This window comes from Neorhizobium galegae bv. orientalis str. HAMBI 540 (genome assembly GCF_000731315.1).
Classification (GTDB): domain Bacteria; phylum Pseudomonadota; class Alphaproteobacteria; order Rhizobiales; family Rhizobiaceae; genus Neorhizobium; species Neorhizobium galegae.
The window spans coordinates 139,601-162,584 of sequence record NZ_HG938353.1; the positions used below are offsets into that span (position 1 = coordinate 139,601).

The 22,984-nt window shown below is 59.5% G+C and carries 22 protein-coding genes; 14 read left to right on the forward strand and 8 right to left on the reverse strand.

All coding sequences use genetic code 11. The annotated features are described in order from the left end of the window. Positions 1-96: 96 nt before the first annotated feature. The 5 genes from RG540_RS00695 to RG540_RS00715 form a co-directional block, all read right to left on the reverse strand. Positions 97-852, reverse strand: a complete 756-nt coding sequence (locus RG540_RS00695) for a glycosyltransferase family 2 protein (RefSeq protein WP_244446600.1) — start codon at positions 850-852, stop codon at positions 97-99. Between the two features lie 298 nt (positions 853-1,150). Further along, on the reverse strand, positions 1,151-1,588 hold the full coding sequence (locus tag RG540_RS00700; RefSeq protein ID WP_038539647.1) for a hypothetical protein: 438 nt from the start codon (positions 1,586-1,588) through the stop codon (positions 1,151-1,153). A gap of 208 nt (positions 1,589-1,796) precedes the next feature. Then, positions 1,797-3,365 (reverse strand): SpoVR family protein, encoded by a 1,569-nt coding sequence (locus tag RG540_RS00705; RefSeq protein WP_038583596.1) that lies wholly within the window; start codon positions 3,363-3,365, stop codon positions 1,797-1,799. Further along, entirely contained in the window at positions 3,362-4,639 is a 1,278-nt protein-coding gene (locus RG540_RS00710; protein WP_038583599.1) for a YeaH/YhbH family protein, read from the reverse strand. The genes RG540_RS00705 and RG540_RS00710 overlap by 4 nt, the downstream gene beginning before the upstream one ends. A 186-nt stretch (positions 4,640-4,825) precedes the next feature. Beyond that, entirely contained in the window at positions 4,826-6,769 is a 1,944-nt protein-coding gene (locus RG540_RS00715; RefSeq protein ID WP_038583603.1) for a PrkA family serine protein kinase, read from the reverse strand. A 290-nt stretch (positions 6,770-7,059) separates the two neighbouring features. Here RG540_RS00715 and RG540_RS00720 point away from each other — a divergent pair, with 290 nt between their 5' ends. The 14 genes from RG540_RS00720 to visR all read left to right on the forward strand — a co-directional run bounded on the left by RG540_RS00720 (position 7,060) and on the right by visR (position 20,154). Continuing rightward, positions 7,060-7,626: a DNA-3-methyladenine glycosylase gene (locus tag RG540_RS00720; protein ID WP_038583606.1), complete on the forward strand. Its 567-nt coding sequence runs from the start codon at positions 7,060-7,062 to the stop codon at positions 7,624-7,626. 465 nt (positions 7,627-8,091) lie between these two features. Continuing rightward, positions 8,092-9,699 (forward strand): globin-coupled sensor protein, encoded by a 1,608-nt coding sequence (locus RG540_RS00725; protein ID WP_051909203.1) that lies wholly within the window; start codon positions 8,092-8,094, stop codon positions 9,697-9,699. Further along, the gene (locus RG540_RS00730) at positions 9,699-9,992 is read left to right on the forward strand and encodes an STAS domain-containing protein (protein WP_038539662.1); all 294 of its coding nucleotides are present in this window, start codon (positions 9,699-9,701) and stop codon (positions 9,990-9,992) included. The genes RG540_RS00725 and RG540_RS00730 overlap by 1 nt, the downstream gene beginning before the upstream one ends. 2 nt (positions 9,993-9,994) lie before the next feature. Next, the gene (gene cheY1, locus RG540_RS00735; RefSeq protein WP_038539665.1) at positions 9,995-10,360 is read left to right on the forward strand and encodes a chemotaxis response regulator CheY1; all 366 of its coding nucleotides are present in this window, start codon (positions 9,995-9,997) and stop codon (positions 10,358-10,360) included. A 16-nt stretch (positions 10,361-10,376) separates the two neighbouring features. After that, complete coding sequence (locus RG540_RS00740; RefSeq protein ID WP_038583609.1) at positions 10,377-12,653, forward strand: chemotaxis protein CheA; 2,277 nt, start codon at positions 10,377-10,379, stop codon at positions 12,651-12,653. A gap of 6 nt (positions 12,654-12,659) precedes the next feature. Beyond that, a complete protein-coding gene (locus RG540_RS00745) occupies positions 12,660-13,127 on the forward strand; it encodes a chemotaxis protein CheW (protein WP_038583612.1) in 468 nt (155 codons plus the stop codon). Continuing rightward, on the forward strand, positions 13,124-14,032 hold the full coding sequence (gene cheR, locus RG540_RS00750) for a protein-glutamate O-methyltransferase CheR (RefSeq protein ID WP_038583614.1): 909 nt from the start codon (positions 13,124-13,126) through the stop codon (positions 14,030-14,032). The genes RG540_RS00745 and cheR overlap by 4 nt, the downstream gene beginning before the upstream one ends. Next, positions 14,029-15,069, forward strand: coding sequence for a protein-glutamate O-methylesterase CheB (cheB, locus tag RG540_RS00755; RefSeq protein ID WP_038539676.1), 1,041 nt, complete (start codon positions 14,029-14,031; stop codon positions 15,067-15,069). Before cheR ends, cheB begins: the two co-directional genes overlap by 4 nt. Then, the gene (locus RG540_RS00760; protein ID WP_007759259.1) at positions 15,070-15,459 is read left to right on the forward strand and encodes a response regulator; all 390 of its coding nucleotides are present in this window, start codon (positions 15,070-15,072) and stop codon (positions 15,457-15,459) included. It begins immediately after the preceding gene. After that, a complete protein-coding gene (gene cheD / locus RG540_RS00765; RefSeq protein WP_038583617.1) occupies positions 15,456-16,013 on the forward strand; it encodes a chemoreceptor glutamine deamidase CheD in 558 nt (185 codons plus the stop codon). The genes RG540_RS00760 and cheD overlap by 4 nt, the downstream gene beginning before the upstream one ends. Positions 16,014-16,041: 28 nt before the next feature. After that, positions 16,042-16,431 (forward strand): chemotaxis protein CheT, encoded by a 390-nt coding sequence (gene cheT / locus RG540_RS00770; protein ID WP_038539684.1) that lies wholly within the window; start codon positions 16,042-16,044, stop codon positions 16,429-16,431. 163 nt (positions 16,432-16,594) lie between these two features. Next, positions 16,595-18,265, forward strand: coding sequence for a flagellar basal-body MS-ring/collar protein FliF (gene fliF, locus RG540_RS00775; protein ID WP_038539686.1), 1,671 nt, complete (start codon positions 16,595-16,597; stop codon positions 18,263-18,265). A gap of 412 nt (positions 18,266-18,677) precedes the next feature. Further along, positions 18,678-19,394, forward strand: a complete 717-nt coding sequence (gene visN / locus RG540_RS00785) for a transcriptional regulator VisN (protein ID WP_244446601.1) — start codon at positions 18,678-18,680, stop codon at positions 19,392-19,394. Positions 19,395-19,407: 13 nt separating this feature from the next. Further along, positions 19,408-20,154 carry a transcriptional regulator VisR gene (gene visR, locus RG540_RS00790; RefSeq protein WP_046599553.1) on the forward strand — a complete coding sequence of 249 codons (747 nt, stop codon included), beginning with the start codon at positions 19,408-19,410 and terminating at the stop codon, positions 20,152-20,154. A gap of 43 nt (positions 20,155-20,197) precedes the next feature. On the opposite strand, the gene RG540_RS00795 is transcribed toward visR, so the two are convergent. From RG540_RS00795 to fliG, 3 genes are all read right to left on the reverse strand, one after another. Then, positions 20,198-20,632 (reverse strand): hypothetical protein, encoded by a 435-nt coding sequence (locus tag RG540_RS00795; RefSeq protein ID WP_038539694.1) that lies wholly within the window; start codon positions 20,630-20,632, stop codon positions 20,198-20,200. Between the two features lie 5 nt (positions 20,633-20,637). Next, on the reverse strand, positions 20,638-21,717 hold the full coding sequence (gene flhB, locus RG540_RS00800; protein ID WP_038583626.1) for a flagellar biosynthesis protein FlhB: 1,080 nt from the start codon (positions 21,715-21,717) through the stop codon (positions 20,638-20,640). Between the two features lie 213 nt (positions 21,718-21,930). Continuing rightward, positions 21,931-22,983, reverse strand: a complete 1,053-nt coding sequence (gene fliG / locus RG540_RS00805; protein ID WP_038583628.1) for a flagellar motor switch protein FliG — start codon at positions 22,981-22,983, stop codon at positions 21,931-21,933. Position 22,984: the final 1 nt, after the last annotated feature.

Genomic DNA, 22,984 nt, shown 5'->3' on the forward strand with positions numbered 1-22,984 from the left:
TGTTTTAGCCGAAGAGAAATCGAAGAGAGACCTGTATATGGCGGGTTTTTCGCCCATGCCGAATTGCTGAGGACGTGCTTGTCGGGGCACCCAAAATCATTCCTTGACCCAATAGGAAGTCGTATTCTCGATGACTTTTTTGATCTTGCGGTTGTCTCTCCATTCTCGTCCGGTGTCCCGGATGACCGGTGTCTGCCGGGGAGAAAAAATATAGTTCTTATGCGGCGCCGCCAACTGCTCCAGCTCTGCGTTGACGCCGGAATAGAATTGTTTTTCTGGATCCCGCGAGGCGTCCATCAGGCTGGAAGCCTGCCGGGCGAACGAACCGCGAAGAATGGAAGGTGACGTCGTGAATTTCGGAAAAGTCCGAAACAGCGGGATTTTTATGCCGAGAAACCGAGTATATTCGTTTCTCTCGTGAAGATGGCCGTCTTTTGCGATGTTCCAGTTCTGGTCAGCCGTGTGAAAGGATACCTGCATTACGGCCGGATCTGCAAACGGGGCAAAAATCTCCTCGCCGAGGTCCGTCAGCGCGATCCAGTCGTCTTCGAGGTGGAACACGTAATCCGAATGCGTATTGGACCAGAGACGCTTGACCGCGGCGCCAAAGCCCGGCTCGGCGGGCCTAAAGAAGGAAGCGGACGGCAGGTAGTTCGAGACGACCCGCAGGCACTCGGCCTCATCTTCTTCGGTTCCGAAGATCGGATCCATGTTGACGAGGACATTCGAGACGGAGAAATGAGCAAAGCAGCGCTTCGAGAAACTTTCCAATGTCTGCTCAAGCAAATCCGGCCTTCTGCCGGCAACGATGCACAAATCCAGACTAAAATTCGCCAACGCAGCATATCCCACTGAAACCGGAGCTCTCTAGAGAGTTCGGTCCAAATACCATAGTGGCGGCAAGGTCGCCACCTTCTGGGGGACATGCAATCCTCTCGCCCACAACGGTGTGGGTTACGACACGAACTGTTCTCGCCGCGCGTGGCCGCCGCGGTCAAAATGGACCGGCAAAGGCCGCATCGGGTCGCCTCGAGCTTTCAGAACGCGGCATCAACCATCGGCCGTTCCCGCAACGGTAAGCGGCAACGCCGAGGTATCGGGCAATCGCCCGGCAAGGCGCAGTCTGATCGTGTTCGACGAAGCGACAAGGCTACCTTCTGAAGAAAGAAGCCAGGTATGCAAGGGGACCGCTGGATCTGCGGGTGGCGATGGACCGCACCTGATGGGCGACTGTGCTTGCGCTTACATGCGCTCCGAAGTGGCAGAAGCAGACCAGTTTGTGGATCTGTCGGTCTGACAGTTCAAAAAACCGCCTGGCTTCCCCATAGGTGTCGTCTCTCATCCCCGCGGCGCGCAGCACGGGATCCCCGAACGCGACAGCAATCGCCGTCCCGTCGCCGCGCATGGCGGCCCTTATTTCATCTGGCTGATATTCGGTTTCCCGAAATGTCGAAAGGGATCGGTCGGGGTTGAGCTCAAGAATCTCGGCCCACCGTTCGAGCCGTTCGCTGCTGGACATCTGGAAGTCGGGATAGCTGCGGTTTATCCTGGCGATAGTCTTCAGCTGATCGACTGCACGTTGCTCCATTACGGCCTCCTATTTGAACAAAATAGATGCCCGTCGCCCAACCGTTATTTTGATCCTGACCGCTTTTGATGTCCAATCACGATTGGCCATCGGCAGGAGATCCGGCCGTTCCTGTAATCAAAATTGATGAGCGGGGATCAACGTCGCCATGGCGTCCCGCCGCGCCTGGAGTTGCCGGATCGGCAGAGACCTGCCTCGTGCGCTGTCGTCAGGAGAAAAGGTCACCCTTATGAAGGATTTCGCGGGGATGGGCGGCATGTTCCTTCACCACCTTCTCGGCGCTGTCGATTTCCTGCAGCATGACGTCGTATCCCCACAGATCCGCCAGATGTTGCAGAACCTGCCGGGTCTCGCTGTCCTCGAGAACCCAGTCGTTCGGCGCCCGGTGCTGCAGCAGAAGGCGGCGGTCGCCGGCGAGATCGACATCGATGATGTCGATCCTCGGGTCGGTCCAGCCAATATCGTATTCGCGCGCCAGCTGGCGGCGGACGCGCTTGTAGCCGCGCTCGTCGTGGATCGCCGAAACCAGGATCCCTTCGCTCATCTGCGGATCGTCGTAGAGCTGGAAAAGGCGCCACTTGCGGATCAGGTGCGGGCTCAGGAACTGGCTGATAAAGCTCTCGTCGCGGTAGTCGGCCCAGATGCCCCGCAGGACCTGCATCGGATCTCCGCGGCCGGCGATATCGGGGAACCATTCGCGATCCTCGTCGGTCGGCTTGGTCACGATCCGCTCGATATCCTGCATCATGGCGAAGCCGATGGCATAGGGATTGAAGCCGGAGAAACGCCGATCGTCATAGGTCGGCTGGAACACGACATTGGTATGTGATTTCAGGAATTCGAAATAGTTGCCGTCGCTGATCTGCCCGCGGTCGTGCAGCCTTTCCATGATCTGGTAATGGACGTAGGTCGCCGTCCCCTCGTTCATCACCTTGGTCTGGCGCTGCGGATGGAAATATTGTGCGACGTGGCGAACGATGCGCAGGATCTCCCGTTGCCACGGTTGCAGCCGGGGTGAGGATTTTTCGAGGAAGTAGAGCAGATTGTCCTGCGGCAGGCCGAGCGCCGCGCGCCGTCTTTCGAGATCGACGTCGGCCGCGTCGCGCTTGCGGCCCGTCGGCACAGTGCGCCAGAGGTCGTTGAACATCTGCTCTTCATGGGCGCGCCGTTCCTGCTGGCGTTTTTCCTCCTGGCGCAGGTCGAGTCTCGTCTTGCCGGCATAACGGTGTACGCCATGTGACATCAGCGCATGGGCCGCGTCGAGGGTCCGCTCGACGGCTGTTTCGCCGTAACGCTCCTCGCAGCGGGCGATATAACCCTTGGCGAAATCGAGATAATCGAGAATGCCCTCGGCATCCGTCCACAGCTTGAACAGGTAGTTGTTCTTGAAGAAATGGTTATGGCCGAAGGCCGCATGGGCGATCACCAGGGTCTGCATCGTCGCGGTGTTCTCCTCCATCAGGTAGGAGATACAGGGTGACGAGTTGATGACGATCTCATAGGCGAGATCCCGCATGCCGCGGCGGTAGAAGGCTTCGTGGTGGGCGAAGTGTTTGCCGAACGACCAGTGGCGGTAAAACAGCGGCATGCCCGTCGACGAATAGGCATCCAGCATCTGTTCGGCGGTGATCACCTCGATCTGGTTTGGATAGACATCGAGCCCGAGTTCCCCGATCGCGATTTCCTCGCACGCATCGTGGATGCGCTGGAGCGTCGTGAAATCCCAGTCCGCGCCTTCGAAGAGCAGTCGATCCTTCTGCATAGCCGCCTGAGTCATGGCACCGCCTTCGTCTGTGTCGAACGCTTCTGGAAGAGATCGTGGAAGACCGGGAAGATCTCGTTCTTGCGGCAGACCTTGCGCATCGCAAGCGTTGCCGAACCGGACCGGATGCTTTCATAAAGGCGCCAGAGGGGGGAATTGGATACCGAGGAATCGCCACCCTCCTCATCGACTTCGATATAGGCGAAATACTGGCAGAGCGGCAAAATCTCGTGCTTCAGCAGATGGCCGGTCGGAGCTTCGTCCCGATAGGAATTGTCGCCATCCGAGGCCTGTGCGGCATAGATGTTCCATTCGGTGGGATCGAAGCGTGCGGCAATGATGGAGCGCATCGCTGCAAGCGCGCTCGATACCAGCGTGCCGCCGGTCGCCTGGCCGTAGAAGAAGGTGTCCTCGTCGACCTCCTCGGCCTTCTCGGTGTGGCGGATGAAGACGATCTCGACCTTTTCGTAACGCTGCGAAAGAAACAGATAGAGCAGCAGATAGAAGCGCTTGGCCAAATCCTTCATATGCTCCGACATCGATCCAGACACGTCCATCAGGCAGAACATCACCGCCTTCGCAACCGGTTTCGGTTCGTTGTCGAAACGACGGTAGCGCACGTCGAGCGGATCGACGTATGGAATGCGCCGGATCCGGTCCGTCAGCGACTTGAGTTCCGCCTCCAGCGACAGGCGCGTCTCCTCGTTCTCAGATTCGTCGATCTGGCGTTGTAGTGCCTCGATTTCGGCAGGCTTGGGGCGCTTGAGAGCGATGCGGCGCATCATGGCGAGCCGCGTCGTCCGGTCGATGGAGAGATTGGAAGGGGAACCCGAAATGGAGTAACCGGCCCGCACCGGGCTCATCTCCTCGGTTTCGCTAAGCCGCCGCTTGGCGAGTTCGGGCAGTTCGAGGTCATCCAGAAAAACTGAGAGGAATTCTTCGCGCGTCAGAACGAAGCGGAAGCCGTCTTCACCATCGCCCTGGCCGGCCTCCTTGGGTCTGCCGGCGCCTTGGCCCGGAGGGCGGGGAATGATATCGCCTTCGACGAAGGCCCGGTTGCCGGGCAGGACATGATCCGTAATCCCGCCTTCGGCCCGGCGAAAACTCGGCTCGCCCATGCCGCCGATCGGGAGGCTGACTTCGCCGCCATCGAGTACATCACGGATACTGCGGCTTTGCAGGGATCGCCTGACTGCTTGCTGCACGGCGTCCTTTGCGCGCCGCAGAAACCGCTGTCGATTTTCCAAACTTTTACCGCGCGGGTTCAGCCGCCGGTCGATGATGTGCATGTTGGCTCCTGCATGAGCATTAGGGTCTGTACTCAACTAGGTTTCGGACGCCGCACAACCCAGTATGCCACAATCCTACGTCCTGTCGTCACACACAATGACGGAGATGACGTCCACCTTTGTGTGTTTAAGGAACTGAACGGTTTTCTTGCATGCTGCGTTCCAAATCCTAATTGAGTACAGACGCTAACCTGCCTGTTTGACCCGCATGTACCACTCCACCAGACGGCGAACCTGTCTTTCGGTGTAGCCGCGCCCCGTCATGCGCGACACGAACTCGCTGTGTTTCTTTTCTGTTTCGCCGTCCTTTTTCGATCCGAAGGAGATCACCGGCAGAAGGTCCTCCACCTGGGAGAACATTCTTTTCTCGATCACTTCCCGGATCTTCTCGTAGCTCGCCCAGGACGGGTTCTTGCCGCCGTTGTTGGCGCGCGAGCGCAGGCAGAACTTGACGATCTCGTTGCGGAAATCTTTCGGATTGGCGATTCCCGCCGGCTTTTCGATCTTGGTCAGTTCCTGGTTCAGGAGTTCGCGATCGAGAAGCTGTCCGGTATCCGGATCCTTGAAATCGACGTCCTCGATCCAGGCGTCGGCATAGTCGACGTAACGATCGAAAAGATTCTGGCCATAATCCGAATAGGATTCCAGATAGGCCTTCTGGATCTCGTTGCCGATGAACTCCGCATAACGCGGGGCAAGGTCTGCCTTGATGAACTCGATATACCGCTTCTCGGTTTCCTCCTGAAACTGTTCGCGGCGGATGGCCTGTTCCAGCACATACATCAGGTGAACCGGATCGGCGCCGATATCCGTCGTATCGTGATTGAAGGTCGAAGCTAGAACCTTAAAGGCAAAACGTGTCGATATTCCGTCCATGCCTTCGTCGACGCCGGCCGCGTCCCGATATTCCTGAACACTGCGGGCGCGCGGATCGGTTTCCTTGAGGCTCTCGCCGTCATAGGCACGCATCTTGGAGAAGAAGGTAGAGTTTTCGTGCTTGCGTAGCCGCGAGAGCACGGAAAACCGTGCCAGCATCTCAAGCGTCGCCGGTGCGCAGGAGGCATCCGCAAGCTCCGAACCTTCGATCAGCTTTTCATAGATATGCTGTTCTTCCATCACCCGCAGGCAATAAGGAACCTTGATGACGCAGATGCGGTCGATGAACGCCTCGTTGTTCTTGTTCGCCTTGAAGCTCTGCCATTCCGCCTCGTTCGAATGGGCGAGGATGACGCCGGAGAAGGGAATGGCGCCGATATTCTCGGTGCCCATGTAATTGCCTTCCTGCGTCGCCGTCAGCAGCGGATGCAGCATCTTGATCGGCGCCTTGAACATCTCGACGAATTCGAGCACGCCCTGATTGGCGCGGTTGAGCCCGCCGGAATAGCTGTAGGCATCCGAGTCGTTCTGGGAATAGTTTTCGAGCTTGCGGATATCGACCTTGCCGACCAGCGACGAGACGTCTTGGTTGTTCTCGTCGCCCGGTTCGGTCTTGGCGATCCCGATCTGGCGCAGCCGCGAGGGCTGCAGCCTCACCACCCGGAAACGAGTTATGTCGCCTCCGAATTCATCGAGCCGCTTCAGGCACCAGGGGCTCATCAGCCCGCTGAGGCGCCGGGTCGGAACGCCGTATTGCTCGAGCAGCATCGGCCCCATCGCCACCGGATCGAAGAGGTTGAGCGGGCTTTCGAAGACTGGACTGATATCGTCGCCGGCCTTCAGCACGTAGATCGGATTGGCCTCCATCAGCAGCTTCAGCCGCTCGGCAAGCGAAGATTTGCCGCCGCCGACCGGTCCGAGCAGATAGAGAATCTGCTTTCGCTCCTCGAGGCCCTGCGCCGCGTGCCGGAAGAAGGAAACGATCCGCTCGATCGTCTCTTCCATGCCGAAGAAACCGGCAAAAGCCGGATAGGCCCGGATGGTGCGGTTCATGAAGATCCGGCCGAGCCTGGCATCCTTGGCCGTGTCGACCATCTGCGGCTCGCCGATCGCCGCCAGCAGCCGCTCGGCGGCGTTGGCATAGGCCATCGGATCTTTTTTACAAATCGCCAGATACTCGGCGATCGACATGTCTGTCTCGCGCCGCGCTTCGTAGTTCCTGGTGAAGGCATCGAACAAGGATTCACTCGGCATAGGCTACTCCAGTCAGGGTTGCGCTACTGCTCGACTGCCGCAAAGATTGAAAACGCTGCGGCAATCTATTGAGAATCAAGATGTTTCTAAACCTAATACGACACCCGGAGCGTTTTCATGGCAATGCACAAAAATGTGCGTCCACAAATCCGTGCTGACTTGGCAAACAGCAAGTGTGGGCTTGTCTGGTCGGCCGCAATCGGCCTCCTACGGTTCCGGTGGGTAGGGAAGACAAGTCGTGTTTTGCCGTTTATGGATGCCCATACCAGGTGGCCGAAACGGGCTTTTTTATGGACCAACAGTTTTTCGACAGAGGCTCCGTGGAGGTGGCGCGTGATCTGATCGGCGTCGAACTCGACGTCTCCGGTGCAGGCGGCGTGATCGTCGAGACGGAAGCTTATGAGCCGGACGAGCCGGCCTCCCACAGTTTTCGCGGGCCCACGCAGAGAAACGCGGTGATGTTCGGCCCACCGGGACACGCTTATGTCTACCGTTCCTACGGCATTCACTGGTGCCTGAATTTTGTCTGCCGGCCCGGTAGCGCCGTGCTGATCAGGGCCTTACAGCCGGTCAGCGGCCTTCAGGAAATGGAGAAAAGGCGCGGTCTTGCCGATCCGCTGCTCCTCTGCTCCGGTCCGGGCCGCCTCTGCCAGGCGCTCGGCATCACCATCGAGCACAACGGCCTGCCGCTGTTTGCGTCACCGTTCGAGTTCACTTTGCCGAAAACACCACCGCTGATCGTCACCGGTCGGCGGATCGGCATCTCCCAGGCTATCGATCTGCCCTGGCGTTTCGGTCTTTCCGGCTCGTTGCATATCAGCAAGAAGTTCACCGGCAAGGGTGGCATGGCGCTTTGAGTTAAAGCTTATCCGTTGCAGCCGCTCGCTGATATGGGAGACAAGGCGGGTTGGCCGACGTTCAAGCGGCGATTTGAGAAAAACCGTAACCACCGAGCAATGCCGAAGCGAATACCCTGATAGCGGGTAATATGCGCCTGCCTGAAGCAAAACAGGCATGCTTCCACCTTCCATTAACCTTCAGGCAAGGAATTAACCATACATATTAGAGACCACGGCGAAATGGGATGACTGCGGTCCCCCACCAGGCATGAAGCCGCAAAGCCGTACCGGTCCAATCCGGTATCCGCTCATGAAAATCCAGCAAAGCCCGTGGTGACCGCGTTGCCCATGCCCGACGGATATCGAATCCGGTCTGGCGAGCATCCCCCGTTCATCCAGGCGCTGGCTGACAGCAGCTTGCATGCCGCTGATCCTCTCCGGGGATTGGCTTAAATAATTTTGGGGACGGTTTTGGTGCAGGAAATGCCATCGGATCAGGCGCGACGTGGCCAGGCAGGCAGCCTGGGCGAGAGACTGGCATTTGCCGGCCTCGACGGCGAACTGCGCGATCTGCTGCGCCGCTGCCGCCCGCAGCTCGACCGGCATCTGAAGACCGGCCTGCGCGACCTCTTCCACCGCTTTCAATCCTTTCCGGAAGCCGCCCGCAATTTCGAGAGCGAGCAGCAGATCGAACGGCTGCACGACCTGCAGGCTTCCCATTGGGGCGTGTTGACCGATGCCCGTTTCGACGCGCTTTATGCCGAGCGGGTGAAGGTTCTGTCCGATGCCGAGAGCCGCATGGGCCTCGACCCGCGCTGGCACGTCGCCGGCCACGCGGTCATGCTCGAACATCTGATCGCCGGCGCGATCGTCGACCTTGCTCCGAAGTCGCTGCTGCCGGGCGGCCGCAAACGGGAGCAGGAGCTGCTCGATCTCGTCGGCGCGATCACCCGCCTGGTGATGGTCGATGTCGAGATTGCCGTCTCGCTCCGCTTCAACGAACAGCGCCAGAAGCACCAGCGCGCGCTCGCCGAACAGCGCGAAGCCGATCATGCGCAAGCGATCGAAACTTTTACCGACGTCATCACGGCACTTGCCGACCGCGACCTGACGGCAGGTCTTGCCGACGACGTGCCGGATGCCTATCGCGAACTCGCCGATCTGCTCAATCAGGCAGTCGCCGGCATGCGCTCGTCGGTCGAGAGGGTCGATGGCCATGGCCAGAAGGCCGGGGCGCTGACGCAGGCCCTCACTGAGGGGGCTCGCTCTTTTGCCACCGCTTCGGAAGAACAGTCCGCCCGCCTCAGGGAGGCGGCACGCGTGCTCCTCGACGTGACCGCCAGGGTCAAGGGCAGCGCCGCCGAGACGGCCGCCGCCGAAAAGGCCGCCGCCGAGACGCGTCGTTCGGTCGAGGCAAGCGGCGAGGTTGTCGGCCGCGCGATCAACGCCATGGCCGATATCGAATCCTCGGCTGAAAAGATCGGCGAGATCATCGGCGTCATCGATGACATCGCGTTCCAGACCAATCTGCTGGCGCTGAACGCCGGTATCGAAGCGGCCCGCGCCGGGGAGACCGGCCGCGGATTTGCCGTCGTTGCCCAGGAAGTGCGCGCGCTCGCCCAGCGCTCCGCCGACGCAGCACGCGAGATCAAGGCGCTCGTCAACGGCACCAAGGCCCAGGTGGATGCCGGGGTCGACATGGTTCACCGCACCCAGGACGCGATCGGCGGCATCGTTCGCCAGGTGTCCGACATCAACGACGCGATCGCCGGTATTGCCCGCGACACCGGCGAACAGGCCGTCGGCCTCGACCGGCTGACCGCTGAGATCGGTTCGGTCAGCGAACACGTCGCCTCGAACGCCAGCCTCGCGTCCCGCGCGGGCGAGGGCGCCGACGAACTCCATACCGTTATTCTGGAACTCGGCCGCACGGTCCGCGAGTTCCGGATCGAGCGGCAGAACCGCTATGCGGATGCGCGCCGCCCTGCAGTTCCAAGACCTCAGCCGACTTTGGTCCCGATCGCGCCGATGGCGACCGAGCGGCCGGATGACGGCGAATACCTCTTTCAGAAACGACAAGGAATAAGCTGATGGCAGCAAAGAAGGCTGGAGCTGGAAGTTTGAAGCTGGCCGCGGTGTTGGACCTCAACGAGGCCTCGAACCTGCACGGCAAGCTGGTCTCCATGCGGGGCAGCGATCTCAAGATCGACGCCTCGGGCGTCGAGCGGGTCGGTGTCCAGTGCGCCCAGGTTCTGGTCGCTGGCGTCAAGGCTTGGGAAGAAGACAAGAAGTCCTTTCTCGTCGAGAAGGCTTCGGATGCATTTCAGAAGACGATGCAACTCATCGGCATTAATAACGAAAATTTGGTTGCTAAGGAGATCTAGCAATGAAGAAGAAAGTACTGACCGTGGATGACTCACGGACGATCCGGAACATGCTTCTGGTGACCCTGAATAACGCAGGCTTTGAGACAATTCAGGCGGAAGACGGCATTGAAGGCCTCGAAGTCCTCGAGGGCTGCAATCCGGACGTCATCGTCACGGATATCAATATGCCGCGCCTCGACGGCTTCGGTTTCATCGAAGGCGTTCGCCGCAACGAAAAATATCGCGCCGTTCCGATCCTCGTCCTGACGACGGAAAGCGATGCCGAGAAGAAGAACCGGGCCCGGCAGGCCGGCGCGACGGGCTGGATCGTCAAGCCCTTCGATCCTGCCAAACTGATTGATGCGATCGAGCGTGTAACCGCCTGAGCCAGGAATTCCCCCGATGGATATGAACGAAATCAAAGAGATCTTCTTTCAGGAATGCGAAGAGCAACTCGCAGAACTGGAGTCGGGTCTTCTCAAGCTGAACGACGGGGATCGCGACCCCGAAACGGTGAACGCCGTTTTCCGTGCCGTTCATTCCATCAAGGGGGGTGCTGGCGCCTTCGGTCTGGACGACCTGGTTTCCTTCGCCCACGTCTTCGAGACGACGCTCGATTGCGTACGCTCCAACAAGCTCGAGCCGACGCAGGACGTCCTGAAGGTCATGCTGAAGTCGGCAGACGTGCTGGCCGATCTCGTCAGCGCATCGCGTGACGGCGGCGGCGTCGACGAATCGAGAAGCCGCAGCCTCGTCAAGGAACTTGAGGCGCTCGCCCATGGCGGGTCACCCTCTTCCTCCGGCCACGACGCCCCGAAACCGGCCGCAAAGGCTGCCCCGGCTCCCGTGGCGAAAGTTGACCTTCCCAAACCGAGCGACGACAGCGGCTTTCAGCCGGTCCCCTTTTCGTTCGACGGTTTCGGCGAGGACGATGAGCCGGCAATTGAAGGCTCGGTCTACGAAGTCTCCTTCAAGCCGCGTCGCGAACTTTATTCCAAGGGCAACGAGGCAGCGCTCCTGCTGCGCGATCTGTCCCGTCTGGGAGAGATGAGCATCAATTGCGACACGGACGATCTGCCGACCCTCGACAAGATGGATCCGGAGGCCTCCTATTTCAGCTGGAAGATCTCGATCCGGACCACCAGGAGCGAAGACGACATCCGTGCCGTCTTCGAATTCGCGGAATGGGATTGCGACCTCGAAGTGAAGCTTGCCGAAGAGGCATCTTCCAACGAGGAACTGCCGATGGTCCCGGTTCCGTTCGATCTGTCGATCCTTGATGACTCCGCTGGTGGGGAAGACGAGGAAAAGGCCGCTGAACGGGGCGTTTCGGAAGAAGCCGTCGCTGCGGCCGTATCCGCTGCCGAGACCGCAAGCAACGTCTCGAGGACGGCCCGTGCCGCCGAGAGGAAGGAATCGGCTGCCGCAGCAGCTGCCGCCCAGAACAATGCCGCTGCCGCAGCAGCCGGTGCTGGCCAGACGATCCGTGTCGATCTCGACCGCGTCGACCGTCTCATCAATCTCGTCGGCGAACTCGTCATCAACCAGGCGATGCTCTCCCAGAGCGTCGTCGAGAACGACGCGACCGGTACATCGGCCGTCAACATGGGCCTCGAAGAGCTGCAGCAGCTCACCCGCGAGATCCAGGACTCGGTCATGGCGATCCGCGCGCAGCCGGTAAAGCCGGTCTTCCAGCGCATGTCGCGTATCGTCCGCGAAGTGGCCGACATGGTCGGCAAGTCGATCCGCCTGGTCACCGAAGGTGAAAACACCGAAGTCGACAAGACGGTCATCGACAAGATCGCCGAACCGCTGACCCACATGATCCGCAACGCCGTCGACCACGGCATCGAGTCGCCCGAAAAGCGCGAGGCCGCCGGCAAGGATCCGGAAGGCACGATCAAGCTGACCGCAAAACATCGTTCGGGCCGCATCCTGATCGAACTTGCCGACGACGGCGCCGGCATCAACCGCGAACGCGTCCGCCAGAAGGCGATCGACAACGACATCATCGCAGCCGACGCCAACCTGTCGGATGACGAGATCGACAACCTGATCTTCATGGCGGGTTTCTCGACCGCCGATAAGATCTCCGACATTTCCGGTCGCGGCGTCGGTATGGACGTCGTCAAGCGCTCGATCCAGGCGCTCGGCGGCCGTATCTCGATCTCTTCTCGGCCGGGCTACGGCTCGACCTTCACCATGAGCCTGCCGCTGACGCTTGCCGTTCTGGACGGAATGGTTGTCACGGTCGCCGGCCAGACGCTGGTGGTGCCGCTCACCGCCATCGTCGAGACGCTGCAGCCGGAGGCTGCCGCCATCCATTCCTTCGGCGCCAATCAGCGGCTTATCTCGATCCGCAACTCGTTCTGCCCGCTGGTCGATGTGGGCCGGGTCCTCAACTACCGCGCCACCCAGGCCAATCCGGTCGAAGGTGTCGCGCTGCTGGTCGAATCGGAAGGCGGCGGCCAGCGCGCCCTGATGGTCGATGCCATCCAGGGCCAACGCCAGGTCGTCATCAAGTCGCTCGAGGCAAACTACACTCACGTTCCGGGCATTGCCGCAGCCACCATTCTCGGTGACGGTCGCGTCGCTCTCATCCTCGACGTCGATGCGGTCGTCGCAGCGTCTCGAGGCCAGTCCATGAAACCTGAAATGTCGTTAGCCGCCACGGGTTGAGTTATTATGTCGTATGCCGTGAAAAATCTGGTCCCGGGAAGCAAGGAGCTGATCGCTTTTCGCATCAGCGATCAGGAATTTTGCGTGAACATCATGTCCGTCCGCGAAATTCGCGGATGGACCCAGGCAACCCCGCTGCCGCATGCGCCCGCCTATGTCATGGGTGTTATCAATCTGCGCGGCGCGGTCCTGCCGATTATCGACCTTTCGGCCCGGCTTGGCATGAAGGATGCCGAGCCGACGGCGCGCCATGTGATTATCGTGGCGCAGATGAAGGCCAAGATTGTTGGTCTCCTCGTCGAGGCCGTTTCCGATATCCTTACGATTACCGACGAGAATATCCAGCCAGTACCGGAAGTCTCCTCCGATCTGGAGAGACAATATGCCCGGGGGATTCTCGCCATCGATAAGCGGATGATCTGCATGATCGAGTTGGACGCCCTCTTCCCCGACCAGGAAAGCGACGCTGCATGAAGCCCTTGGGCGCCATCGAAAGCCGACAATCACCGGATGAGGTGCTCGCAAGCGGAGAATATCCGCTGACGCGCCGCGACCTCACCGACATTTCGGCGATGATCTACGCGGATGCCGGAATCTATCTCAATGATTCCAAGGCCTCGCTCGTCTATTCCCGCCTTTCCAAGCATATCCGGGCCTTGGGTCTGCGCGGCTTCAAGGACTATTGCGTTCTGGTGGCCTCGCCCGAAGGTGCTGCCGCCCGCCGCGAGATGCTGTCGCATCTGACGACCAACTTCACCCGCTTCTTCCGCGAAAACCATCATTTCGAGCACCTGCGCGACGAGGTTCTGCCGGGTCTTATCAACCGCGCCAAGAGCGGCGGTCGCGTGCGCATCTGGTCGGCCGCCTGTTCGGATGGGCAGGAGCCCTATTCGATTGCGCTGACCGTATTGTCGCTGCTTCCCAACGCGGCCGATCTCGATTTCCGTATCCTGGCGACCGATATCGACCCGAAGATCCTGGCCGCGGCCCGTGCCGGTCTCTACGACGAGAACGCCCTCGAAACCATGACGCCAGCCATGCGCAAGCAATGGTTCCGCGAGGTCGATGCCGGCGGGCGCCGCAGGTTCCAGATTGACGAACGCGTCAAGAAACTGATTACCTTCAACGAATTGAACCTGATGGCGCAGTGGCCCTTCAAGGGTAATTTCGACATCATCTTCTGCCGCAACGTCGTTATCTATTTCGATGAACCGACGCAGGTGAAAATCTGGTCCCGCTTCGCGTCGCTGCTGCCCGAAGGCGGACATCTCTATATAGGCCATTCCGAGCGTGTTTCCGGCGACGCCAAGAACCTGTTCGATAACATCGGTATCACCACCTATCGGTATACCGGTAAGAACGCAGGGAGAAAAGCATGAGCGCTCCGGCACGAGTCCTGGTCGTTGACGATTCACCCACCATGCGCGGCCTGATTACGGCCATTCTGAATTCCGACCCGGAAGTGAACGTCGTCGGCCAGGCCGGCGATGCGCTGGAAGCACGCGTCGCGATCAAGCAACTCAACCCCGATGTCGTTACCCTTGATATCGAGATGCCCAACATGAATGGGCTGGAATTTCTCGAAAAGATCATGCGCCTGCGTCCGATGCCGGTAATCATGGTCTCGGCAATGACCCATCAGGGTGCCAATGCGACGTTGGCTGCTCTTGAGATCGGCGCCTTCGATTGCGTCGGCAAACCGGCTCCCGGCGATGTCCGCCCGTTCATGGATCTTGCTGAAAAGGTGAAGGCTGCAGCCCGGTCCGGACCCCGCCGGAATGGACCGACGCCTTTCATCGCCGCCTCTCCCGCTGCGGAATACCGGGTGGGCCGGAAGGTTGTGGCTATAGGGTCGTCAACTGGAGGTGTTGAAGCTCTTATCGCGGTATTGCAAAAGTTTCCGCAAAATTGTCCGCCGACCGTAATTACTCAACATATGCCTTCCACGTTTACCAAAAGTTTTGCCGAACGCCTTAATCGTATCTGCGCTCCTGTGGTGCAGGAAGCCACCGATGGCGCGCGGCTGGAGATCGGCAGGATCTATCTGGCGCCCGGTGGCGAACGACACTTGCAGGTGGTCAATCCGTCGGCGCCATGTTGCCGGCTGATCGAAAAGGAGCCGGTAAACGGCCACAGGCCCTCCGTGGACGTCCTTTTCGACTCGGTCGCCGACCTGGCAGGTCGTAATGCGGTCGGGGTCATCCTGACGGGCATGGGCCGCGATGGAGCTGCAGGTTTGCTCAGAATGCGTAGCGCGGGCGCACGCACGATCGGGCAGAACGAAAAGACCTGTGTGGTCTACGGCATGCCGAGGGTTGCCCATGAAATGGGGGCTGTCGAGCAGCAACTGCCGTTAGGCTCCATAGGAGAAGAAGTGTTGAAGTTAACTGCTGCCCGAAAAGAAGGTACCGAATAAATGTCTATCGCTGAAAAAATCAAAGTTCTGATCGTCGACGATCAGGTCACCAGCCGCCTGCTGCTCAGCGACGCCCTGACACAGCTCGGCTTCAAACAGATCACTTCTGCCGGCGATGGCGAGCAGGGCATGAAGATCATGGCCGAGCAGCCGCACCATCTCGTCATTTCGGACTTCAACATGCCGAAAATGGACGGGATCGGTTTCCTGCAGGCCGTTCGCGCCAATCCGAACACGAAGAAGGCCGCGTTCATCATCCTGACGGCCCAGGGCGACCGTGCCCTGGTTCAGAAGGCTGCGTCGCTCGGCGCCAACAACGTTCTGGCCAAGCCGTTCACGATCGAAAAGATGAAGGCCGCTATCGAAGCGGTGTTTGGAGCATTGAAATGAATGACGCCGCTGCAGTCAGGCGTGTCCATATCATTCAGGGGGAATATAAGGTCCTAAACGACCCGAACGCTGTTCTCTCCACGATTCTGGGCTCATGCGTGGCTGCGTGTCTTCGCGATCCTGTCGCCGGTATCGGCGGCATGAACCACTTCCTGCTTCCGGGATCCGCCGGTTCCATGGCCTCGGGCGGCGATGCGACGCGTTATGGCGTGCATCTGATGGAACTGTTGATCAATGGTCTTTTGAAGCAGGGAGCCCGGCGAGACCGGTTGGAAGCGAAGATTTTTGGCGGCGCCAAGACAATTGCCAGCTTTTCGAATGTCGGCGAACAGAATGCTGCATTTGCTATGGAATTTCTAAAGGATGAAGGTATCCCGGTGGTCGGCTCCTCAACGGGCGGGGAGCACGGGCGCAAGCTGGAGTTCTGGCCGGTAAGCGGTCGGGCGCGTCAGTATCCGCTGACCGGCGCCGAAACTCAACGGACCGTGGCGATGGAGCAGCGTCCGGTACGCATGCCGACGAAGCCGGTCGAGAGCTCAATCGAGTTCTTTTAAAAAATCATTTCTCGGGGCGAAGATAGCCATGAACGACATCGTCAAGACGCCAATCGCTCCGTTTGAGGAATCTCTTCCAGAAGTCCTGATGCGTCTGGTCTCGGAGCTTCATGACGTGGCATACCTGATCGAACGGGTCGAGCCGCAGCTTCTGGAACTCGGCGGAGAAACAATCCTGCAGTCGCCGGACAGCCTGAAAGTCCTGCAGGGCATTGACCTTGCCGTGCAGAAGACGCGCGGCCTTGCGGAATTCGTCGACACCATCACCGGCGGCATTCCGAGCGAATGGATGGTCGATGTCTCGACCGCGCTCAATCTCGTCAAGCTTGCCGACATGCAGAAGGCGCTGACCAACGGCATGCGCCACGGCCATTCCCAGCCTTTGAGCAAGGCAGCCGGCGATTTCGATTTCTTCTGATCGCCAGCCCTGACATGCATGTTTCGGCCATGATGGCCGATTACCCCGCCCGCCCTCCATAGTCGCCAGAATCCCTGTGCACGCGAAACGCTCGCACAAGCTTCGCTTTCTAAGGTGCGACTGGGCATGGGCTCGAATACCTAGTTGGCGATGTGGGAACAGAATGAATCTGTTGGCTCAATTTTCACAAGTCTTTAGAAATCTGGCCGGTTTAGGCCAGACGAGACTTATTGCTTTAGGCGCTGTCGGCGTCATTTCAGTTGCGATCGTTATTGCGGCGGCCCTCTTCGTTAACAAGCCGGCTTACGAAACGCTCTATGTCGGGCTTGATAAGGCCGACCTTAACCAGGTGAGTATTGCGCTGGCGGAGGCTAACATGCCTTTCCAGGTCGGTACGGACGGTTCGAGCCTTCAGGTTCCGGCCGGCTCGACGAGCAAGGCGCGGCTTCTGCTGGCCGAGCGCGGTCTGCCGAACAGCTCCAACGCCGGTTATGAACTCTTCGACAACGTCGGCTCGCTCGGCCTGACCTCCTTCATGCAGGAAGTCACCCGGGTTCGGGCCCTGGAAGGCGAGATCGGCCGGTCGATCCAGCAGATCAACGGCGTCAACGCCGCTCGCGTCCATATCGTGATGCCGGATGTCGGCAACTTCCGCAGGGGTGAACAGAAGCCGACCGCATCGGTGATGATCCGGGCCAGCTCGACGACGGGCCGCAAGGCGACCTCGTCCATTCGTCACCTTGTCGCTTCCGCAGTCCCCGGCCTCGACGTCGATGACGTCACAATTCTCGACTCCACCGGTCAGTTGCTTGCATCGGGCGACGAATACGGCGGCAGCGAAATGAACAAATCGCTGAGCATCGTCCAGAACGTTCAGCAGGAAATCGAGAACAATATCGACAAGGCGCTGGCGCCTTTCCTCGGCATGGACAATTTCCGTTCGAGCGTCACGGCGTCTTTGAACACGGACAGCCAGCAGATCAACGAGACGGTCTTCGATCCGAACTCCCGCGTCGAACGTTCGGTCCGGACCACCAAGGAAGCGTCCAAGTCGCAGCAGACCCAGGATGACAACGCTACGACCGTCGAGCAGAACGTGCCGCAGGCCGCTCCGCCTCCGGGTGGTGCCAATGGTCCGAAATCGACTGATCAGTCCGACAAGAAGGAAGAACAGACCAACTACGAAATCAATCAGAAAACGGTCGCCACGACGCGCAACAGCTATCAGATCGAGAAAGTCTCGGTTGCGGTGGTCGTCAACAAGGGTCGCGTCGCCAAAATGATCGGCGAGCCGGCCGACCAGGCCAAGGTCGATGCCTATCTCGCCGAGATGCAGAAGATCGTGGCATCCGCGGCCGGCATCAACTCGGGCCGCGGCGATGTCGTCACGCTGACGGCCATGGACTTCCTGGAGAACCAGCTTCTGAGCGAGGCCTCCAGCGGTCCGGGCATGATGGACATGCTGAGCCGGAATGTCGGAGGCATCATCAACTCGCTCGCCTTCGTCCTGGTTGCTTTCCTGGTGGTCTGGCTCGGTCTTCGCCCGCTCATCCGCACCGTCAGCGGCACCAATGTCGCCGGCGAAGCGGCAGAGGGTGCAGGTCTCGAACTTCCCGACTTCTCGCCTACGACCGGCAGCCCGGCACTCATGGACGGCTTCGGTTCCGATTTCGGTTTCGACAGCTCGAACGACATGCTGGGCGGTGGCGACGACGAGGGCTTCAACCGCCGCGTCAAGGAAGGCCCCGAAAAGCGGCTTGCCCGGATGGTCGAAATCTCCGAAGAGCGCGCCGCGAAGATTCTCCGCAAGTGGGCGCTCGAAAAGGCAGCGTGACAAGGTATCACGAAAATATGATTGCCATGGGCCGGACCTTGTCCGGCCCATTTCTTTTCAGCCCCGCCGCACACTTGGCGGATTTATCCATTAGCGAATCAGTGAACAATATGGCGCAACTGGGGAAATCCGGTGTCGAGGCGATGGTAATTCGTAGTGCGTCTCCTACAATGGCCTTGATTCGTACAATGGCTTCCGAGGTCCCGTGGAGGGTGGGGCTGGCTGGAAATTCCGGTGTGGACGACGAATGAGAGCGGCTACCAACAGTATTCCTTGAAGAATTCGTCTAACTCGGGATCGTTTCGGCCCAAGAGGGGTTGTATGAAATCGCAGCATGCCGCGGCGCGCGCATTCATGATGGATGCGCCACGTGGCGGGGAGCAGATCGCGAATGGAGTTGTCGGGGGTAGAAATGATGACGGAGGGGCGCTCCTATACGGAGTCTGCCAGCTCCCGGGGACTATCGCGTGAGCAATTGGTTCGCCGTCTTTCTGTTCTGGCGGGATCCAACAACGTCCAGGCAGTCATGCGCCTGCTTGCCGATTACGTCGGCGCTTCTCATTTTCTGCTGGCCCGCTACGACCTTATCCAGGAGCAGGGCCTCGATTTTATCGTAGCGTCCAACTGGCCGTTCGATCTCGTGCGGCGCCTCGGCTCGGAACTTGCGAGCGGTTATGCCCGTTCCACCGAACTCGAAAAATGTCTCTCGCTGCTGACACCGAGCTTTGCGCTGTTGCCGGACGACATCGTGCCGCCGGACGACATCAGCAGGCAGTATTGCGCGCTGACGTTCTGTGTCGGCCGGACGCGCTTCTCGCTGATGCTGCTGTTTCTGGACGGCATCATCCTCTCGCAGGAACGGTTGAGGGAAGTAGGGCTGTTCGCCGCCTACGGCTCCAGTTTCGGAGAGAATGCCGACGCCAGGACAGAACGTGATTTCGAACTGACCGAACGCGAGCTGGAATGCCTCTTCTGGATTGCCGAGGGCAAGACCAGCGACGAGATCGCCGTGATCCTCGGGATATCTCGCAACACGATCAACAATTACATTACCAGCGTGATGCGCAAGACGGCAACCAAGACGCGTTCCGAGGCGATTGCCTACGCCGTTCGCAACAATCTAGTTTAGGAAAATAATTTCAATGGGTTATTCGCGCAGCGGCACGGCAGATGGACCTGGAAGCATCCAGTATCTGCGCCTCCAGCGCGCATCGAGCAGGTCGGATATCTTCCCGAAGCTCATCGCCATGCAGAAAAACCTGAAGGCGCGGAATTTCGCGGTTTTCCGCATCGCCGGCGCCGGGCTGCCCAACAAGCGCAAGCTCGTATGCGAGCTTGAAAACTGGGGAGCAGGCGCACTCGAAAGCAGCAACCAGCTCATCAGCGCTTATGGCGAGGCGCTGCTGGACCACATCGAGACGTCACTCCTGCCGCTGATCTGGAACGGTTCGGAGAACACGAGTTTTGCCGATGCCGGCGAATTTTCGCCATTGACGCATCGTCTGGATGCCGGCGCCGTTCCCTTTTCGGGGATCGCATTCCCCGTACGCCTGGGCGCCCTCGGCAATGGTTATGTTGCTTTCTTCGGGACATCGATGGAGCTGGTGAGCGATGTCATCATCGACCAGCATGTCAGGAGCTGCCAGGTGGTCATGGACCTGCTGGCGCTCGACGAACGCCGGAGCGTACCGGCGGAATCACTGAGCGAACGCGAGATTGCCTGCCTCCAACTGGCCGGCGACGGTCGCATCAGCGAAGAGATCGCCGAAAAACTCGGCCTCTCCGTCCACACCGTCAACGCCTATCTCGGCTCTGCTACCGTCAAGCTCGATTCGGTCAACCGCATCCAGGCGATCGCCAAGGCGATCAGGCTCGGTTATATCCACTGACTAATCCGGCCAGGAACGCGTCTCTTACGCTTCGGCGGCAGCCTCACATCTGCGAGTTGCTGGTCTTTACGAATTTGGCTTCCTGAAGGCTTTGTGCAAGGAACGCGGTGTTGTCGTGCGGGTCCTCGAAAGGGGCCTGGAATGCAATGTGGTCGATCTCAAGCGCCGCCAGTTGGTCCGCCAGCGTCAGGCGCGCATAGACCGAAACGCCGCGTGGCTTAATTTCGAGGTCGAGGACGACTTCCGGCTTGCCGTTCCATTCGAGCTTGTAATCGCCGCCAGCACCGAAACTGACGGTCCCAGGGTGGAAATAAAGCTCCGCTGCCGAAGATACGAGGTCGGCGAGGCTGCTGTGGCACTCTAGACGGAGAAGCGAGATGAGGTCACCGGCATCGAGCAGGCGAAGTTCCGAAGCCACCGGGCTGATTGCTTGTGCGACGATTTCTTCTCGTTCGGTGGAGTAGGTGCATTTCTTCATGACGCTCAGCGTGTCCGTTTTTTTTGCGACCGAGAGGCGTAGACCCGGTGCACGAGTTCTGCCACAGCCTTATAAAAGACTGGCGGAATGACACTATCCACCGAGACTTGCGCAAACATGGAGCGTGCCATGGGCGGATCTTCAAAAACGGGGATGCCGTTTTCCTCTGCAATTTCGCGGATCTTGAGCGCAATCAGGTCCTGCCCCTTGGCGACGACGACCGGGGCGTCGTTTTCTTCGCGCACGTATCGCAGCGCCACCGCAAAGTGAGTCGGGTTGGCGATCACCAGCGTCGCACGGGGGACGTTGTTGATCATGCGCCGGCGGGCACGGTCGCGCGCCACCGATTTCTGGCGCTGCTTGACGATCGGGTCGCCCTGCGCCTGCTTATATTCGTCCTTAACCTCCTGCTTGGTCATCTTCAGTTCGTTGTACCAGTGATACCGCGTCCAGAGCACGTCGACGACGGCAAGGATGCCCGCCGACATGACGACAACGATCACCATTCGGCGGATAATTGCGTCCAGTTTGACGAGAATGATCTGGGGATCCGAGAACATTGCGTCGAGTGAGGCGAAATATTCGCTGCGCAGCGCGAAATACATGATCACCGCCACGATCAGGATCTTGAAGATCGACTTTGCGAATTCGACGAAGCCGGGGACGCTGTAAATCCGTCCGAAGCCCTTGGTCGGTGAAACACGGGCAATCTGCGGCCGCACGCGCTCAAGGACCAGCGACGGCATGTTCTGCGCGAACGAGGAGCCAAGCCCGAAAATGATGAAGAGCAGCATCACCGGAATCAGGAATGCGGCGATGGCCCAGCCAAGATGGACGCTCAGCGAGACGACATCCGTCGAATTTTCGAGCCGCCACTGATCCGGCTGCTCGAAAAGGTCTTTCAGCGTCTCGGCCATCTTTGCGATGCCGGAGGGGAGGAAGAAGACGAGGTACACATAGAAAGCCAGGATCGAGGCGAAAAGCGGTACTTCGCGGGAGACCGGGACGTTACCCTTGTCTGCCGCTTCCGACATTCGTTTGGCGGTCGGGTTTTCTGTTTTACTGTCTTTATCGTCGTCGGACACGGCTTTGAACCAATCGGTCTTCCGGTTGCGAGGACGTGGCTCAAACGAATCGGCCGCCGCCGCTCGCGATGTTACCGCATCGCCTGCTAGTCGCTAATCGAGTCAACAAAAAGACTGTGGGTGGCCGGAGAATAACAGCGAAAGGTGGCTTGAAACGAAAACGGAGCGAGATGTTTCCCGCTCCGCTTCTTTTGTGGTGTCTCAATAGGCAGCTCAGGCCGCCTCGGCCGGCTTGTCGCCATCCTTCTTTTCTTCCTTGAGGAAGATTTGGCCGGAATTGGCGAGCCGGATCGCTTCCTGTGCGATCGCGCGGCGGGCAATCGCCACTTCGCGCGGATTGAGGTTCATGTTCTGGACCGCCAGATCGCTTTCGATCATGCGGCGCTGGCGCGGGCTGATCGCCGAGAGGACACATTCCTTGATCTCGTTGGTCGCACCGCGCAGCGCCATCGTGAGGATGTCGCCTGCGACGTCGTTGAGCAGCATGACGCGGCTGCGCTGCGGCATGAACATGAGGTCTTCGAAGAGGAAGATCTTCGGGCGGACCTTGTTGACGGACTCCTTGCTGATCGTCTCGAGGGAGCTGAGCAGGGTATCGACCTGGTTCTTGTCGAGCTCGTTCATGAGCTCGGCGACCTTGTTCGAGCCGTTCGAATTGCGCTCCGCTTCGATTGCCGCGATCAGTTCCATCACCCGGTTCTCGATGATCTGTGCTGCCTTGGGGCTGACTTCCTTCATGTTGACGGCGCGGTTCATGATATCGGCGCGGCGGCTGTCGGGAAGCTGAAGCAGGACCTTCGCGCCGAAGATCGACGGCATCTGCGAAAGAATGTAGGCGACGGTCTGAGGATGTTCACGCGACAGGAATTTGCCCACGAATGCCGGATCGGCATCCTGCAGGCGGTCCCAGATATTGGCCTGGTAATCGTCGAACGCAGTGCGGCGGCCGAGCAGGCCGTCGACTTCTTCCGGTGTCAGGCCCGCTTCGAGAATGCCCTCGATCGCTGCGGCATTGTCCATAAGGCCGGTGCCCTCGGTGAACAGGTCCTCGAACTCGTTGACGAGTTCGAGGAGTTCGTCCGGCGGGATCGCGCGCAGCGTCTGAGCACAGGCAATGATATTCTGCAGCTCGCTCTGGGTGAAATACTTGAGAAGCTTGCCAGCGACGCCCTTGCCCATAGCCAGGAGCACCGCCGCGGCCTTTTCGGCCTTGGACAGCGGTTTCGTAGATAAGGCGCTGCCACCGAAATCCTCAAAGTCCATCATG